Genomic DNA, 17,471 nt, shown 5'->3' with positions numbered 1-17,471 from the left:
GGATTCGATAATATATAGAAAGTAACAAGTCTGTAGCATAGGGTAACACCACATCCCACCTCCAGGGGTTATTATTATGAGACGCAGTACTGTGAAGCGAAGCATCATTTCCCTCACCGGAATGCTGATGGCATTTTCCCTGTTGCTGATTCTCGCGGCGCCCGCTTCAGCCGAAGAAGCCTTTACGATCACAACAAAAAGTAACTACTATGAAATACCGGGACGCCATATCTCCCTGCTGGAAGACCCGGGCAAGGAATTGACGATTGAACAGGTTGCGGGGCCGGATTACGGCGGCAGGTTTGCCGTCAGCAAAGAGGAAGTCCCCAACATCGGCCAGACGAGATCCGCCTGGTGGATAAGGTTTGCCATAAAGAATGACTCGGGGAAGGATAATGACTGGTTTCTTGAGCTGAACCATCCCCTCATAGATTATGTGTCGCTCTACGCAATGGACCCGAAAGGCGATTTCACCGAGCTTCGGCAGGGGCGCGCCATGCCCTTTACGGGTAAAGAGGTCAAGCGACGCACCTTTGTGTTCGAGCAGAGACTGAAAGCGGGGGAAACCCGCCATTATTACCTGCGGGCCCAGAGCGGGGACGGCATCGTGTTCCCCCTGCGCCTCATGTCGCCCGTCGAGTTCATCAAGAGCGAGCGGAAGGACCAGATCGTGCTGGGCCTTCTCCTGGGCGCCATGATCATCATCATGATCTACAACTTCTTTATTTTTTTCATGTCCCGCGACGAGAGCTACCTGTACCTGGTCTTTTTCATTTTCTCGTTCCTGTTTTACATCGTCTCGGAGAACGGCATCGGCAATGAGTTCGTATGGCGAAAATTCAGCTGGATGTCGATGAACTGCATTCTCCTTGCCGTCTCCCTGGTCATGATGTCCAGCTCCCTGTTCATGCAGAAGTTCCTTGAGACGAAGATCCATGTCCCCCGCCTTCACCGCGCCATCGTCGTCTTTCCGGTCCTGGGCGCCGTGATCCTGGCGCTGACCGGGGCCCTCACGCCCTTCTTCGGGAACTCCGCCTATTACTTCATCGTCATACCGGCCATGGGCGTAACCTTCGTGCTCGCCATCATCCTTATCGTGACGGGCGTCATCCGCTGGCGCCAGGGGAGCAGGCCGGCCCGGTTTTTCCTCATCGCCTGGGGCGCGCTGATACTGGGCGCCTGCGTCTACATACTCAAGGCCGTGCGCGTCCTCCCCGAGTCGTTCATCACCCACCAGGGGGTTCCCCTCGGCGGCGCCGTCCAGATGGTGCTCCTCTCCCTGGGGCTCGCGGACAAGATCAGGACCATGAACATCGAGGTCTACAAGCTCAAGGATAGCATCGAGGAGCGCAACCGGAACCTCGAGAGCATCATGGAACAGGCGCAGATGGCCTCGAACGAGCTCCTCAACGTCGGCCGGGAAGAGGAGGCGATGGGCAAGCGCCTCCAGGAAACCTCGATGGAGCAGGCTTCCCTGGGCGAGGAGATGTCCGCCTCCTTCGAGGAGCTGACGTCGGCCATCGAGTCGATCGTGGATTCGGTGTTCAGCCAGGAGGAGGAGCGGGCGAAGGTCTCGGCGATGGTCGATAACCTCAAGGGGACCCAGCAGTCCGTGAAGGCCATGAGCGAGGCGGTCCGTTCCGGCATCAGCGACATAGAAAAGACCACCGACGTCACCGGCGAGAACTACGAGAAGATGATGTCCATGATGCATATCATCAACGAGGGCGGCCAGACCATCAACAACTTCATATCGGTCATCGACGACATATCCGACAAGATCAACCTTCTCAGCCTGAATGCCGCCATTGAGGCCGCGCGGGCCGGGGAGCATGGCCGGGGTTTCGCCGTCGTCGCCGACGAGATAGGCAAGCTGGCGGCGCGGACCACCGAGAATTCAAAAATCATTTCGGACCAGGTGACGAAGATCACCGGCGATATAGCCAGCGGCATCACCATGCTCTCCGAGACCCGTAAGTCCGCGGAGTCGATCTTCACCCTGATCAAGGGGATCACCGGCAAGGTCGACACCGTGTCCGACGCCATGGGGGACCTTGGCGTCACCATCATCGATATCATCGAACAGGCCCGGACGCTGGAGAAGGTGTCCCACACGATCCAGAACTCGACCACGGAACAGAGAAAGTCGATGGAGGAAAACGCCAGGACGGTCCTGCGCCTCTCAGAAATGGCCCAGGACGTGGCTGAAACGAGCCGCCGGCTCCAGGAGTTCACCCACGTGATAGCCGACAAGGCCAACGGCCTCAAGGAGATCGTTATGGCCGGCAGGAAGGATGAATGACGGGCCGGTCACTCAGGCGTAGATGACGGCGATGATCCGCGCCGGCTTGTCGTCGGCGCAGGCGACCCGATGGTCGAGCTTTGAATCGTAGTAGATGCTGTCCCCCGCCTCGAGGATGTCCGTGTGCGCGCCGAGCTGGATCTCCACTTTCCCCTCAAGGACAAAGAGAAATTCCTCCCCGTCATGGCTGTAAGGAACGCCCTTTTTTGCGACCGGCTCCAGGGTGACCAGGAAGGGCTCCATCTTGCGGTTTATCTTTTCCGGCGCCAGCGATTCGTAGGAATAGCCGTACCGGACCCCTTCCTTTGAGGCGACCCGGGACGTCGGCACCCGCTCGTCCTTGCGGACGATGGTGAAGGGCGCCGTGCCCTTCTGGTTAAAGAGCATGCCGATTTCAATGCCGATGGAGCGGGCGATTTTCATCAGCGCCCCAAGGGGCGGCGAGATGAGATGGTTCTCGAGCTGGGATATGAAGGCGGGGGAAAACCCGGTGCGCTCGGCAAGGTCCGCCAGGGACATGCCCATGGATTCGCGGTATTTTTTTATCTTTTCTCCCACTTTGACGTCGGTGTTGTCCATGTTCCCTCTCTGCTCTTTTATCTGTTACATTTAATGAAATGTGTGAAGGTTTATCTGTCAAATATAATTTCTCATGGCGATGATTCCTGGATGCCATGCATGACTGGCGGCGCGTCCGGGGCTAATTTTTTGAGTATCCGGCCAGTTTTTGTTGACTTAAAAAAGGTAATTTCGATAGAGTGTATATGAGGATGAAAATGTTTTACTTGACTAATATTTGTAATTATATTAAATTTTACTCAATTGCGTGTAGTAAATGACCTTTACCCCGCCGCCTTCGGCGGCCGGGCAAGGGTTTAAAATTGATGCGTAAGGTATTCAATATTCTGTAAGATATTTTAATACTGACTAAAAAGTTAAAAAGGATCGTCAAACGCCGGTATGGCCCACATTACGATAGACGCGGACCGATGCAAGGGATGTTATTTCTGCATCAAGTTCTGTCCCAAGCAGATCATCATTGTCTCCGACAAGCATAACCGGGTGGGTTATTTCCCGGCGCAATTTTCCGAGGGCGGGGAAGAACAGTGTACGGCCTGCAAGACCTGCGCGCTCATGTGCCCCGATAACGCCATAGAGGTGTTCAAATGACCGAGAAGAAGCTGACCAAGGGCAACATCGCCCTTGCCGAGGGGGCGATACAGGCGGGGTGCCGGTTCTATTTCGGATACCCCATTACGCCGCAGAATGACATTCCCGAATACCTCGCGAAGGAGCTTCCCAAGTACGGCGGCACCTTCATCCCCGCGGAGAGCGAGATCGCCTCGATCAACATGGTCCTCGGCGCCGGCGCGTCGGGGGCCCGCTCCATGACATCATCGTCAGGCCCCGGCATTTCCCTCATGCAGGAGGGGTTCTCCTATATCGCCGGTTCCGATATCCCGGGCCTGGTGGTCAACATCATGAGGTGCGGCCCCGGTCTCGGCGGCATATCCCCCACCCAGGGCGACTACACCCAGGCGGTCCACGGCGGCGGCCATGGCGATTACCGCAACATCGTGCTGGCGCCGGCGTCGGTCCAGGAGATGTTCGATCTCACCATCAGGGGCTTCGAGCTGGCCGACAAGTACCGGATGCTCTCGGTCATACTGGCGGACGCCATGGTGGGCCAGTTCCAGGAGCCGTGCCGCCTCACGCCGGACCATCCCATCGTGATACCGGAAAAACCGTGGGCGCTGAAGGGACGCGAAGGGCGGAAGCCGCAGCTCCTCAAGTCGCTCTACCTGGGGCCCGGCGAGCAGGAACAGCACAACCTCGTGCTTCAGAAAAAATATGACGAGGTCCGCGCCAACGAGGTCCTCTGGGAGGAAAAATACCTCGATGACGCCGAGCTCATGATAGTGGCCTTCGGCACGCCGTCCCGCATCGCCAAGACGGCGATAGGGATGGCCAGGGAGCAGGGGATGAGGATCGGCCTGCTGCGGCCGATCACGCTCTTCCCCTTCCCGGCCGAGCAGGTATACCGCCATTCGGAAAGGATAAAAAACATACTGGTGGTGGAAATGAACACCGGCCAGATGCTCTATGACGTGAAAATAGCCGCCCACAAGGACGCGAAGATATCCTTCTACGGCAGGCCCGGCGGCGGCATCCCGTTCCCCAACGAGGTGCTGGCGGAGATCAGAAAGGCCCTGGAGTGACCCATGAACAAAGTATTCAGCAGGAGCGAGTGCCTCACCGATAGACCGACCCATTTCTGTCCCGGCTGCACCCACGGCATAGCGCACCGCCTGGTGGCCGAGGCCCTGGACGAGCTGGGCGTCACCGATCGGACCATTGGCGTGCCCGGCGTGGGCTGCTGCGTGTTCCTCTATTATTATCTTTCCATCGACGTTCTCGAAGCGCCCCACGGCAGGGCCCCGGCGGTGGCCACGGGGATGAAGCGCGCCCAGCCGGACAAGATCATCTTCAATTACCAGGGCGACGGCGACATGGCCGCCATCGGGACGTCGGAGATCATTCATGCCGCGAACCGCGGGGAGAACATTACCGTCATATTCATCAATAACTCCGTGTACGGCATGACGGGGGGGCAGATGGCCCCCACCACGCTCCTGGGCCAGCAGACCACCACGTCCCCCTACGGAAGGAATTTCCAGACCGAGGGATATCCCATCAGGATGGCCGAGCTCCTGGCGACCCTTGAAGGCGTGGCCTACTCGGCGCGGGTCTCTCTCCACAAGCCGAAGAACGTGATCCAGGCGAAGAAGGCCATCATCAAGGCCTTCGAGATGCAGATCAACCAGATGGGATTCTCGATGGTCGAGCTCCTGTCCACATGCAATACCAACTGGCGGGTTTCCCCGGTGGAAGCCCTGGACGTGATAGAGAACGAGATGATCCCCTACTTTCCGCTGGGCGTGTTCAAGGAAAGGACCGGGAAGGATTTCTTATAGCGTGGGGTTTAAACCCCACGTTAACAGAAACGGAGATTTTATGTACTACGACGTGATAATGACCGGCTTCGGCGGGCAGGGGATACAGACCATCAGCCTCATGGTCGCCCTTGCCTCCATGGAAAAGAACCTGGAGGTGACCTACCTTCCTTCCTACGGCGTGGAAAAGCGCGGCGGCAGGACCAATGTGTACGTTATCGTCTCCGATGAGGAGATCGGCTCGCCCATAACCAACAATCCCAGGGCCCTGCTGGCGCTGGACGCCATCGGCCTGGATTTCTACCAGGGGATGCTGGAAAAGGGGAGTGTGCTGATCGCCAACTCCAGTCTCATCCCGGATGACATGATCAAAACGAAAGACGGCGTCACCGTCTTAAAGGTCAGGTTCAACGAGGAAGCCGTGGCCATGGGCAATCCTAAAATGGCCAACATGATCACCCTGGGCTGTTTCGTCGAGGGGCTTCCGTTCCTCGATTTTAACGACCTGAAGGCCGTTATCGACAGGGTTATCCCCGCCCGTCTCAAGGAAACCATTCCTGACAACCTGAAGGCGATTGAGCGGGGCATAGAGCTTGCGAAAGAACTGAAGAAGTAAATATCCGCTGTATATCGCATCACCCCGTCATTTTATATATCAGGCTTACCCTCATCCCCCAGCCCCTTCTCCCATTGAGAATTGAAGAAAGGAGAAGGGGGGATTGACGATGAGCCCTCTCCTTTTATCAAAGCTTAATGGGAGGCAGCATCTTGTACATCCGTGTACGATGCTGCATGCGCGACATCCTGTCGCTTAGTGCGCGCGGAGCGCGGGTGAGGTCGAACCATGTAGAGTGCGCGCCGGCCTGTCCCGAGCCGTTTCGAGGGGAGGCGGGGTGAGGGTTGATCAATCCATATACAAATCTGACATCCTGTGCAAAATAACAAAAATCAGGTATTGGTTTCGCGCCAATATTATTTGACAAAAAAAGGGGCGCCAATAATCCTTGGCTTATAATGTGTGTGCATATATATCCGCATTCGGGGATGGTATACTATATTTATACGGAGGAGTGATTTATGGCTGCAAATCCTATTGTTGATTCACGGGACACCAAGTTCATATTATTTGAATTGTTCGAAGTCGATAAGCTGACCAAGTTCGAAAAGTTTGCCGATTTTGACAAAGACACCATGGAAAGCGTCGTTGACCTTGCCGAAACAATATCGGTCGAGCAGGTTTATCCCATCAACGCCGCAGCCGACAAGAGCGGCGCGAAGTATGATGCCTCGACGAAAAAGGTCGCTATTCCCCAGGAATATTTCGCCGGCCTGAAGGCTTACTATGAGGCGGGTTTTATGAGCGTTGCCACCGATCCCAAATGGGGCGGCATGGGAATGCCGGAATCCATATACTATACCGTAACCGATTACTTCACCGCGGCCAGCTGCGCCTTTACCATGTTCCCGATGCTGTCCATCGGCGCCTGCAACATGTATATGAAGTTCCTGCCCGACCATCCCTGGAAGAAGGCGGTCGTCGACAAGATGCTTACCGGCGAATGGGGCGGCACCATGTGCCTCACCGAGCCCGACGCCGGATCCGATGTGGGCGCCCTCAAGACCAAGGCGACCAAGAATGCCGACGGCACCTATTCGATCAAGGGCCAGAAGATATTCATATCCGCCGGCGAAAACGATTTTTCAAAGAACATCATTCACCCCGTCCTCGCCCGGATCGAAGGCGATCCCGAGGGGACCAAGGGCATATCGATCTTCCTTGTGCCGAAGTACCGCATCAAGGATGACGGCTCCATGGGCGAGCCCAATGACGTCCAGTGCGCCGGCATCGAGCACAAGATGGGGATCCACGGAAACCCGACCTGCACCATGGTCTTCGGCGACGAAGGCAAGTGCCAGGGATTCCTGATGGGCGAGGCCCGTCAGGGAATGAAGATCATGTTCCAGATGATGAACGAGGCCCGTCTCTATGTCGGCGGCCAGGGCGCGTCGGTATCCAGCGCGGCCTACATGCACGCCGTCACTTACGCCCGGAACCGGGTGCAGGGCAAGCGGCCCGAAGACATGATGAAGCCCGACGCGAAGAGCGCCACCATCATGAACCACCCGGATGTCAAGCGGATGCTCCTTTCCATGAAAGCCCGGGTCGAGGCCATGAGGACCCTGACCCTGTACTGCGGCTACCTGACGGACCTTACCCATGTGCATAAGGACGAGGCCAAGAAGGAAGCGCAGGCGATGCTTGATTTCCTGATTCCTATCAACAAGGCCGGCAACACCGACACCGCGTGGGAAGTCACCGCTGACGCCATCCAGTGCTACGGCGGCTATGGTTTCTGCTCCGACTACCCGGTCGAGCAGTACGCCCGCGACGCCAAGATCCTCACGCTCTATGAAGGGACCAATGGCATCCAATCGATGGACCTGGCGATGCGGAAGCTTCTTATGGACAAGGATTTCTACAACTACAAGGCCTATGTGAAAATAATCAACGAGACCATCAAGAAGGCCAAGGGCGCCGTCGACGACAAGTACCTCTCCATTATGGAAAAGGGCCTTGCCAAGATTGACGAGGTCGTCAAGTACATGAAGGGCCTCATGGACGGCGGCAAGTACCTGCACATTTTCGCCAACGCGACGCCGATGCAGCAGGCCTTCGCGATGCTGTCCTACGCCTTCATACACCTCTGGGCGCTGACGCTGGTAAACCCGAAGGCGAAAGAGCTTGTCGGCGACAAGAAGGGCGCGGACCTCGAAAAGCTTCTCGCGGACAACGCGGAAGCCGCCTACTACTACGGCCGTATGCTTTCCGCCCAGTTCTATATCGGCGCGGAATTCCAGAAGTTCTTCGGCAAGTGCGAGTACATCCTTCAGGGAGAGGCCGCGGTCGTCAAAACGACATCGGCGATATTCTCCGGGGCGCCGGAGCAGTAAGCGATACGTTAAAGAAGAAACTGAAAGGCCGCCGGGTAATCCGGCGGCCTTTTTTATATTTATGCCTGGTATTTCCAGGAACTCCGATCTTGATCATCCGACATTGCCCAATTCTTGCCCTGGGCATTAATAGCCTTCCTGTTAAAGCATCATCACATTGTCGATTTAAAAGAACCTGCACATATCTGTCTATTGCCTGTATCCATTAGGCTTAAAAGTCGATTGTTTAGCACCAAGGTTTAGTGATGCTAAACTTTGGAACTATTGACTTTAATCGAAATGTTATATACATTACTATTACCTGACCGCCGGGAGAAATATGTTGTATGTTGTATGGATAGATATGTAGTAAGTTAAGCATAAAACCGCCGTAATGCGGGTATCTAGCTGAAGGTGTTTCATTGGAATAAGACTCATGTTCAATGGAATACCGCCAGGGCTTACCTCAAGTATCGATTTCTTGTTAATCTCTATATTAACGGAGCGAAATCGCCTTATGACCTGGCATCACATTGTATACTTTGCCTCCATCGCCATAACAGCCGCCATCATGGCCTGCATAGCCCGTTACTCATGGCGTAAACGTAACACCTCCAGAGGCGCCGCCATATATGCCCTTATCGCTCTCCTGGTGAGCCTTTTATCGGTTTTCCAGGGCGTTTCCATGATAGGCCCGACTGAAGAATGGGCGCTATTCTGGTTCAACCTGCGCATTTTTTGCTTCGCGACGATCCCCGTGCTCTGGCTGGTTTTCGTAATCCAGTATACCGGCATGGATCGTGTCCTTACAAACCTCCGAATCGCCGCGCTTTGTGTAATACCCCTGGTTACGCAGGTGATGATCTGGACGAATGACCACCATGGCCTCTGGGTGAAACGAGATGTTCTTTTCAGCCGGGCAGGGGCTTTTTTTATCCCGGAAACCTCCGTGCGCATCCTGGGCCCCTGGTTTGCCGTGCATAATCTCTATACCTACGGGATGACGCTGGCCGGCCTGGTTCTTCTCCTGGCCTCGGCTATCCGCCTGAGGCGGGGCCAGCGCGGTCAGGCGGTCATACTGGGCGCCGGCACCCTGGTGATGATCGCCGGCGCGCTTCTGGCCACGTTCAACGTGGTCCCCGGCGTCAAGCTGAATCCCCTGCCTCAAAGCTTCGCCCTGGGGTCGATGATGATCGCCTGGGGCATGTACCGGTACAAGTTTCTGGAGGCGGCTCCCCAGTTCGACCGGAGTAAGCCCATACCGGTCGCGATCATCGCGCTTTTCATGGCTTTGACGGCGGGGATAATCGTCGCGGGGTTCATTAATTATCGCCAGTTTCTCGATCAATACCGCGAACAGACGATACGCAAGCTGTCATCCATCGCCGAATTGAAAGTTGAAGAGCTCCATAGATGGCGGAAGGAGCGGGTGGGTGATGGAAGCACTTTATTCAATAATATTACATTTAATGGCCTGGCGAGGGGTTATTTTGCTAATCCTGGCGACGCCGCCCTTCGGCTTCAGATCGATTCCTGGCTGGGAAAGATTCAGGCCGCGTATAAATATGACACGATCTTTTTGATGGACGCCGGCGGTGTCGTTTATGTTACCGTCAAGGGCAGAGTAGTGAATCGCTGCGGACATCTGCCGGGCCTTCTTGCCGATGCCCGGAGGGCGGGCAGGGTGATCATTTCCGATTTCCATCGTGACACTCCGGATACGTCCATTTATCTGTCCGTTATCGTTCCCCTCGTGGATGCCCCGGGCGGATCGCCGCCCTTTGGTTTTGTCGTAATGTTCATTGATCCCGGCAGGTTTCTGTATCCGATGGTAACGCGATGGCCGGCGGAAAGCCGAACCGCGGAAACTCTCCTGGTTCGCAGGGAGAATGACCATGTATTGTATTTAAACGATCTCAAATTCGAAAAAAATGCGGCGCTCAGGCTGAAATTCCCTTTATCCAATAAGCTGCTTCCCGCCGCCGCCGCCGTCAGGGGCGTGAAAGGTATCTTCGATGGGATCGATTACCGGGGCGTCCCGGTCGTCGCGGCGCTGCGCGCCGTACCGGATTCTCCCTGGTTTCTTGTGGCCCGCATGGACGCGGAGGAGGTGTATGAGCCGGTGCGGGGGCGATTCTGGTCGATGTTGGTCGTGACGGCGGGGCTTGTCACCGGCGTCGGCGCCGGATTATGGATAGTCTGGCGCAGGCGGGACGAACGATACGTTCGGGAGCAGATTGAGGCCGCGGAAGCGCTGCGGGAAAGCGAGGAGAAATTCTCTCTGGCGTTCCGGACCTCGCCCTATGCCATAACCATCACCAGGCCCGACGATGGAAAATTCGTCGACGTGAATGAAGCCTTCAACCGGATTACCGGCTATTCCCGGGAGGAAGTGATGTCTGATTCCTCGATCGGGCTGAATCTCTGGGCCAATAGCGGGGACCGCGATCGGGTGGTCCGGGACCTGATGAACGGCGTCCCGGTGATCGGGCGGGAGATACAATTCAGAATAAAGAACGGCGAGATCATGATCGGGCTGTTCTCGGCCGAATTCATGCCGCTTCGAAACGAGCAAGTCATCCTGTCCAGCATCAATGACATCAGCGACCGGAAGCGCGCCGAGGAGGCCCTGCGGAAAAACGAGCAATTCATACGGGTGGTCCTGGATAATCTTCCCATCGGCATTGCCGTAAATTCGATCGAACCGTCCGTTGAATTCAAGTATATGAACGACAGGTTTCCCGCCCTGTACCGAACGACAAGGGAAAAGCTGGCCGATCCCGACAACTTCTGGGACGCCGTCTACGAGAATGCGGAATTACGGGAGGACATCAGGAGGAGGGTGCTGGAAGACTGCGCGAGCGGAGACCCCGAAAGGATGAACTGGACCGACATACCGTTAGCCCGCGGGGGTGAAGAGACCACGTATATAACCGCGCGGAATATACCCCTTTCCGGGAGCGGGTTGATGATATCGGTCGTGTGGGACGTTACGGAACGCAAGCGCACGCTGATGACCCTGGCGGAGAACGAGGCCCGCCTGCGGACCCTGGTGAGTACGATACCGGACCTGGTATGGCTGAAGGATCCCGACGGGGCCTACCTGCTGTGCAATCCGCCCTTCGAGCGCTTTTTCGGCGCCAAGGAATCGGACATCCTGGGCAGGACGGATTACGATTTCGTGGACAGGGAGCTGGCCGATTTTTTCCGGCAGAAGGACCGCGAGGCCCTGGACGCCGGCCGGCCCACCGTCAACGAGGAATGGGTCACCTTCGCCGACGACGGCCGACGCGCTTTACTGGAAACCATCAAAACGCCCATGCGCGACAGGGACGGAAAGCTTCTCGGCATCCTTGGCATAGCCCGCGATATTACCGAATGGAGGCGCACGGAAGAGGCGCTGCGGGCGAGCGAGCGGAGATTGAAAGAGGCCAAGGAAATCGCCCACCTGGGGTACTGGTTCTGGGACATCAAGACCGGCGATGTCGAATGGTCCGAGGAGATCTATAACATATTCAGGCTCGACCCGAAAAAGTTCAAGCCGCAGATCGATTCGGTCCTCGCGCTGTCGCCGTGGCCGGAAGACCATGAACGGGACCGGGAGCTGATCCGGAAAGCCATTGAATCGCGCCAGGAGGGCTCTTATGAACAGCGTTTTCTCCGTCCGGACAACAGCATCGGATACTATTATTCGTCATTTCAGGGCCAGTACGACGAAGGCGGCGCTCTTGTTTCCATTGTCGGGACGGTCATGGATATCACCGAAATAAAGCGCGCCGAGGAGAAAATCAAGCAGCTCAATGACCGCCTGAAACTCCTGAGCGGGGCCGTGCTGAAACTGGCGGCAGCCCGGAGCCTGGAGGACGTCATGGCGGTCGTGCGGAAAACGGCGCAGGGTATTTCCGGCTCGGACGGCGTTACGTTCATCCTGCGGGAGGGGGACCGGTGCTTTTACGCGGACGAGGACGCCATCGGGCCCCTCTGGAAGGGCCGGCGGTTTCCCCTGGAGGCCTGCGCCAGCGGATGGGTCATGATGAATAAAAGAACGGCGGTTGTGGAGGATGTGTATAACGATCCCAGGGTGCCGGCGGACGCGTACCGGAACACATTCGTGAAAAGCATGGTCATAGCTCCCATGAGAATCTCCGATCCGCTGGGCGCGATCGGATGCTACTGGGCCGGCGCGTATACTCCCCAGCCCGACGAGGTGCGCCTTATCGAGGCGCTGGCCGAAGCCGCGGGCACGGCCCTTGACAACATTGATCTGTACCACGGCCTGGAAAAGCGGGTCTCTGAACGGACGGCGCAGCTTGAGGAAGCCAATGCCGCCATCGTTGCCAACGCGCTCCGCGTGGAGGACCTGTACAACCATGCGCCCTGCGGGTATCACTCCATTGACAGCAGCGGCCTGTTCGTGGAAATCAATGATACCGAGCTTGAATGGCTCGGATACCGGAGGGACGAAGTGCTTGGAAAGATGTCGTTCACGGACGTTATCACGCGGGAGAGCCTTCATGTTTTTCAGGATAATTTTCCCACGCTGAAGGAGCGCGGCTTCGTCAATGATCTTGAAGTAGACATGGTGCGAAAGGACGGGACGGTGTTTCCGGTGATCATAAGCGCCACCGCCATCAGGGACACGGCCGGAACATTTGTCAGGAGCAGGTCCACGGTCATGGATTTCAGGGAAGTGAAGCGCGCCCGGGAGGAGTTGATCCGTTATGCCCGCCGCCTTGAAGAGGCCAACAGCGAGCTCGAATCCTTCTCCTACTCGGTGTCCCATGACCTGCGCGCCCCGCTCCGCGGCATCGACGGCTTCAGCCAGGCGGTCATCGAGGATTATGGGGATAAACTGGATGAGCGGGGGAAGGATTACCTGAAGCGCCTGCGGAATGCCAGCCAGCGGATGGGGAACCTCATCGATGACATACTGCGGCTTTCGCGCGTCAGCCGCGCCGGTTTATCGGCGAGTGACGTGGACCTGAGCGGCCTTGCCCTTTCCGTGGCCCGGGCCCTGGAGGAGCGTGATCCCGGGCGGAAGGCCGAGTTCGTTATCCGGCCGGGCCTTTCGGCGAGGTGCGACCCGGCGCTTCTCCGCATCGTTCTGGAGAATCTTATCGGCAACGCGTGGAAATTCACATCGAAGCGGGACAGCGCGCGCATAGAATTCGGCGTCATTGAGCAGGGTGATGGACCGGCCTTTTTCGTGCGGGACAACGGCGCCGGATTTGACATGAAATACTCGGACAAGCTCTTTGCGCCCTTCCAGCGCCTCCACGGCGATGACGAATTCGAAGGCACCGGCATAGGCCTTGCCCTTGTCAAGCGGATCATTACCCGACACGGGGGAACGATATGGGCCGAAGGCGAAGAGGGGAAAGGGGCGACGATATTGTTTACTCTCAAATAGATAGCTTGCATGGAGGCGCCTTATGATGAAAATGATACTGCTTGTCGAGGATAATCCCGATGACGTGGAGCTGACGAAGCGTGCCTTTAAAAAAAGCAATGTCGCCAATGAGCTCATGGTGGCCCGGGATGGAGAGGAGGCCCTTGAAATGCTTCATGGCAGCGACAGGATAGTCCCGGCCGTGGTTCTCCTTGACCTGAATCTACCCAAAATCGACGGCCTGGAAGTCCTCAGGCGCATACGGGCCGACGAACGGACGAGGCTCCTGCCGGTGGTCATTCTCACGTCGTCCCGGGAGGAAAGCGACCTGATCAAGGGATATTCCAACGGCGCGAACAGTTATATACGGAAACCGGTCGATTTCGATAAATTCATAGAGGCGATCCAGAGCCTGGGCCTGTATTGGCTGGTGCTGAACGAACTGCCTACGGCGCAATAGGAGGCCGCGATCCATGGACGAAAAGAAGCGCATTAGCATCCTTATCGTAGAGGACTCTGAAGAGGACGCCATTCTTCTGACCAGGGAATTGTCGAAGGCCGGATATGACCTCAATTTCGAGAGGGTGCAAACGGCCGAGAAGATGCGTGACGCCCTCGGGAGAGCGGAATGGGACGCGGTTATCTCCGATCACTCCATGCCTCGCTTCAGCTCCTTCGGCGCCCTTGTCGTGCTGAAAGAGAGCGGCAGGGATATTCCTTTCATCATCGTTTCCGGTTCAATAGGAGAGGAAACGGCCGTCGCAGTCATGAAGGCCGGGGCCCATGACTATATCATGAAGGGAAACCTGAAGCGCCTGGCGCCGGTCCTCGAGCGGGAACTGGTCGAGGCCGAAATGCGGCGCAATAAAAGAAAAACGGAAAAACGTTTGTACAAGAGCGAGGTCCGCTACCGGCAGCTTTTTGAGATGATGATGGACTCCTTTGCGTTGCTGGAGCATCTCGGCGCGGAAGACGATAAGCCGGGGGATTTTCTTTATATAGATCTCAATGATTCCTACGCGGCATCACTGGGGCGCACGCGCGAGGAGATAATCGGGAAAACCCTCCGGGAGGCGTACCCGCAGGTCGGCGATGAGCTGTTCGAGCGTTTCGTGAATGTCGTCCGGACCGGCGCGCCCGATCATTTCGAGTACCATTCCGTGTCGGCGCGCCGCCATTTCGAGATCAGCGCGTACCGTCCCCGCGAGGGCCACGTGGCCACGGTTGTCAGGGACATCACGACGAGAAAAACAGCGGCGGAGCGCCAGGCACTGATGGGCTACATCCTCGAAACGATAAACCGGGAAAACGACACCCACTCGATAATCCAGGATGCTATCAACCTGCTGAAGCACCATTACGGGTTTGACGCGGTGGGCCTGAGGCTCCAGCAGGGAAGCGATTACCCGTACTATTATTATGAAGGGTTTGACGACAACTTCGTCATGTCGGAGAATGACCTTTGCGCAAAAAATAAAGAGGGTGCGATAATCACCGGCGATGACGGCATGGCGGCCCTTGAATGTCTCTGCGGCCAGGTCCTGAAAGGAAAAACCGATTTCACCGCAGAGTCCTTCACCGGCGGCGGGAGCTTCTGGACCAATGATATTTCGATGCTGCCGGTAATGACTGACACGCCGGGTTCAATGATAAGGAACAGGAACAGATGCGCCATCTATGGGTATCGGTCCGTGGCGCTTATCCCGCTTCGGTCCGGCGAGGAGATAACAGGCCTCCTCCAGCTCAATTCCTTCAAAAAAAACCTGTTCACCCCGGACCTGATCGAATTCTATGAAAGCATCGGGCTCACCGTCGGCATCGCCCTGAAGCGCCGGCGCATCGAGGAGGCCCTCCGTGAGAGCGAGGAAAAGTACCGCACCCTGGTGGAAAATCTCAATGACGTGATATACACCCTCAACGCCAGGGGTGATGTTACCTATATAAGTTCAGGGTGCACTCGATTGTTCAGCTATGCCGCTGAAGAGATCATCGGCAGGAACTTCCGGGATTTTATATATCCCGATGACTATGAGGCCGTCTACAGCCAGTTTGTCAAGACGATGGAGGGCGCCAATACCGCCCTCGAGTACAGGGTCATTGACAAGAACAATGATATCCATTACGTGCGGACATCGGTCAATCCGGTGACCGTCGATGGCCGCGTTACGGCGTTAAACGGCGTTCTCATTGATACCACGGAACGGAAGCGCGCCGAGGAAAAAATAATAGCTTCCCTGCGCGAAAAGGAAATCCTTCTCCGGGAAATCCATCACCGTGTCAAGAACAACATGCAGGTCATATCGAGCCTCATGGGCCTACAGCTGACATACCTGGACAAGTACAGGAACATCGGGGACGTATTCTATGAAATGCAAAACCGCATAAAATCAATGGCCATCGTCCACGAAAAGCTGTATCAATCGGAGGATTTAAGCAAAATCGATTTTAAGGGGTACGTAACCAGCCTGGTTGCAACGGTCATTCAATCCATTCGTGTCGATCCTGAGCGGATAGCCATCGTATACGACGTGGCGCCGCTTTCACTCGGCATCGATATCGCCGTGCCCTGCGGCCTCATCCTGAACGAGCTCCTTACCAATGCGTTCAAATACGCCTTTCCTGGCGGCCGCCGCGGTTCCGTTGTCGTCGCCCTGGCCGCCAAAGACGAACACTCGTACCGGCTGTCCGTCAGGGATGACGGCGTGGGCCTTCCCGATGATTTTGTCATGGAGACGTCCGGTTCCCTGGGTATGCGTCTTGTCCGGATATTGACCAACCAGATCGAGGGCACCCTTGATATCATAAGAAATAACGGCGTCGAATTCATCATCACCATTCCTCACAAGCTGGAGGCTGCGCAATGAGATTTGATAAGAAAATACTTATCGTCGAGGACGAACTCATCACGGCTGAAAACATCAAGGAATGCCTTGTGCGGGGGGGCTACCGCGTTGCCGGGATCGCCGGCACAGCTGATGAAGCCCTCGGCATGATAGCGAATGAGCCGCCCGGGCTGGCACTTCTTGACATCAAGCTGAGGGGCGGCATGGACGGTGTCGAGCTGGCGCGGCGCATCGGCGAACAATACGACGTCCCCGTCATTTTCCTTACGGCTTTTTCGGATGAAAGCATCCTCGATCGCGCCAGGGACACGATGTCGTACGGGTACCTGATCAAGCCCTTCGAGGACCGCGAGCTGACCAGCAATATAGAGATCGCGATCCACAAGCACGATGCGGACCGGAGGGTGCGGGAAAGCGAGTTGCAGCTGAAGGACATGAATAAAAAGCTGCGGAACACCATCATGGGTATCGCGGAGGCTATGGCCATGGCCGTTGAGACAAGGGATCCCTACACCGCCGGCCATCAGCGGCGCGTGGCGGACCTGGCCACGTCCATAGCCCGCGAGATGGGATTCGCGCAGGACACGGTCGAGGGGATCGCCGTGGCTGCGTCGATCCATGATATCGGCAAACTGGGTGTTCCCGCGGAGATCCTGTCGAAGCCGTCGCGCCTGAGCGAAATTGAATTCAAGTTGATTAAGCTGCATCCGGAAACCGGGTACACTATCCTCAAGAACATCGATTTTCCATGGCACATTGCCGACATGGTGCACCAGCATCACGAAAAGATGAACGGTACCGGCTATCCCCAGGGGTTGGCCGGAGACGACATTCTCGTGGAGGCCAGGATCATTACCATCGCCGACGTGGTCGAGGCCATCGTCTCGCACAGGCCCTACAGGGCCGCGCTGGGGCCGGATGTCGCCATCGATGAGCTGAAGAAAAACAAGGGGACGCTGTATGATCCCGGAGCGGTGGACGCGTGCATTACGGTTTTCGCCGGGGGGTTCACATTCCCGAAGGTTTCATAGAAGGATGTTTATTACTGCAGA

At 56.5% G+C, this 17,471-nt stretch carries 11 protein-coding genes; 10 read left to right on the top strand and 1 reads right to left on the bottom strand.

Annotated features, from left to right (window positions below; translation table 11 throughout):
- Nucleotides 1–76 precede the first annotated feature (76 nt).
- A complete protein-coding gene (locus tag KA369_09245) occupies nucleotides 77–2,302 on the top strand; it encodes a hypothetical protein (GenBank protein ID MBP7736142.1) in 2,226 nt (741 codons plus the stop codon).
- Between the two features lie 12 nt (nucleotides 2,303–2,314).
- Here the strand turns inward: KA369_09245 and KA369_09240 are convergent, their stop codons facing one another.
- The gene (locus KA369_09240) at nucleotides 2,315–2,881 is read right to left on the bottom strand and encodes a cupin domain-containing protein (protein MBP7736141.1); all 567 of its coding nucleotides are present in this window, start codon (nucleotides 2,879–2,881) and stop codon (nucleotides 2,315–2,317) included.
- Between the two features lie 381 nt (nucleotides 2,882–3,262).
- Here KA369_09240 and KA369_09235 point away from each other — a divergent pair, with 381 nt between their 5' ends.
- The 9 genes from KA369_09235 (at nucleotide 3,263) to KA369_09195 (ending at nucleotide 17,450) form a co-directional block, all read left to right on the top strand.
- A complete protein-coding gene (locus tag KA369_09235) occupies nucleotides 3,263–3,472 on the top strand; it encodes a 4Fe-4S binding protein (protein MBP7736140.1) in 210 nt (69 codons plus the stop codon).
- Nucleotides 3,469–4,521: a 3-methyl-2-oxobutanoate dehydrogenase subunit VorB gene (locus KA369_09230; GenBank protein ID MBP7736139.1), complete on the top strand. Its 1,053-nt coding sequence runs from the start codon at nucleotides 3,469–3,471 to the stop codon at nucleotides 4,519–4,521. The genes KA369_09235 and KA369_09230 overlap by 4 nt, the downstream gene beginning before the upstream one ends.
- Nucleotides 4,522–4,524: 3 nt before the next feature.
- Entirely contained in the window at nucleotides 4,525–5,277 is a 753-nt protein-coding gene (locus KA369_09225) for a 2-oxoglutarate oxidoreductase (GenBank protein ID MBP7736138.1), read from the top strand.
- 40 nt (nucleotides 5,278–5,317) lie between these two features.
- Nucleotides 5,318–5,872, top strand: coding sequence for a 2-oxoacid:acceptor oxidoreductase family protein (locus KA369_09220; GenBank protein ID MBP7736137.1), 555 nt, complete (start codon nucleotides 5,318–5,320; stop codon nucleotides 5,870–5,872).
- A gap of 461 nt (nucleotides 5,873–6,333) precedes the next feature.
- Entirely contained in the window at nucleotides 6,334–8,208 is a 1,875-nt protein-coding gene (locus KA369_09215) for an acyl-CoA dehydrogenase (protein ID MBP7736136.1), read from the top strand.
- 496 nt (nucleotides 8,209–8,704) lie between these two features.
- Entirely contained in the window at nucleotides 8,705–13,597 is a 4,893-nt protein-coding gene (locus KA369_09210) for a PAS domain S-box protein (protein ID MBP7736135.1), read from the top strand.
- Nucleotides 13,598–13,622: 25 nt separating this feature from the next.
- Complete coding sequence (locus KA369_09205; GenBank protein ID MBP7736134.1) at nucleotides 13,623–14,036, top strand: response regulator; 414 nt, start codon at nucleotides 13,623–13,625, stop codon at nucleotides 14,034–14,036.
- 13 nt (nucleotides 14,037–14,049) lie between these two features.
- Nucleotides 14,050–16,440, top strand: coding sequence for a PAS domain S-box protein (locus tag KA369_09200; protein ID MBP7736133.1), 2,391 nt, complete (start codon nucleotides 14,050–14,052; stop codon nucleotides 16,438–16,440).
- The gene (locus KA369_09195) at nucleotides 16,437–17,450 is read left to right on the top strand and encodes a response regulator (GenBank protein MBP7736132.1); all 1,014 of its coding nucleotides are present in this window, start codon (nucleotides 16,437–16,439) and stop codon (nucleotides 17,448–17,450) included. Before KA369_09200 ends, KA369_09195 begins: the two co-directional genes overlap by 4 nt.
- Nucleotides 17,451–17,471 lie beyond the last annotated feature (21 nt).

Source organism: Spirochaetota bacterium, assembly GCA_017999915.1.
Lineage (GTDB): Bacteria > Spirochaetota > UBA4802 > UBA4802 > UBA5550 > RBG-16-49-21.
Note: the sequence above shows the minus strand (reverse complement) of the source record. Positions and strands in the feature narration are given on the sequence as shown.

Bases quoted from the DNA above. Each gene is read 5' to 3' on its own strand.
- KA369_09245 (MBP7736142.1), top strand. From the start codon at position 77: ATGAGACGCAGTACTGTGAAGCGAAGCATCATTTCCCTCACCGGAATG.
- KA369_09240 (MBP7736141.1), bottom strand. From the start codon at position 2,881: ATGGACAACACCGACGTCAAAGTGGGAGAAAAGATAAAAAAATACCGC.
- KA369_09235 (MBP7736140.1), top strand. From the start codon at position 3,263: ATGGCCCACATTACGATAGACGCGGACCGATGCAAGGGATGTTATTTC.
- KA369_09230 (MBP7736139.1), top strand. From the start codon at position 3,469: ATGACCGAGAAGAAGCTGACCAAGGGCAACATCGCCCTTGCCGAGGGG.
- KA369_09225 (MBP7736138.1), top strand. From the start codon at position 4,525: ATGAACAAAGTATTCAGCAGGAGCGAGTGCCTCACCGATAGACCGACC.
- KA369_09220 (MBP7736137.1), top strand. From the start codon at position 5,318: ATGTACTACGACGTGATAATGACCGGCTTCGGCGGGCAGGGGATACAG.
- KA369_09215 (MBP7736136.1), top strand. From the start codon at position 6,334: ATGGCTGCAAATCCTATTGTTGATTCACGGGACACCAAGTTCATATTA.
- KA369_09210 (MBP7736135.1), top strand. From the start codon at position 8,705: ATGACCTGGCATCACATTGTATACTTTGCCTCCATCGCCATAACAGCC.
- KA369_09205 (MBP7736134.1), top strand. From the start codon at position 13,623: ATGAAAATGATACTGCTTGTCGAGGATAATCCCGATGACGTGGAGCTG.
- KA369_09200 (MBP7736133.1), top strand. From the start codon at position 14,050: ATGGACGAAAAGAAGCGCATTAGCATCCTTATCGTAGAGGACTCTGAA.
- KA369_09195 (MBP7736132.1), top strand. From the start codon at position 16,437: ATGAGATTTGATAAGAAAATACTTATCGTCGAGGACGAACTCATCACG.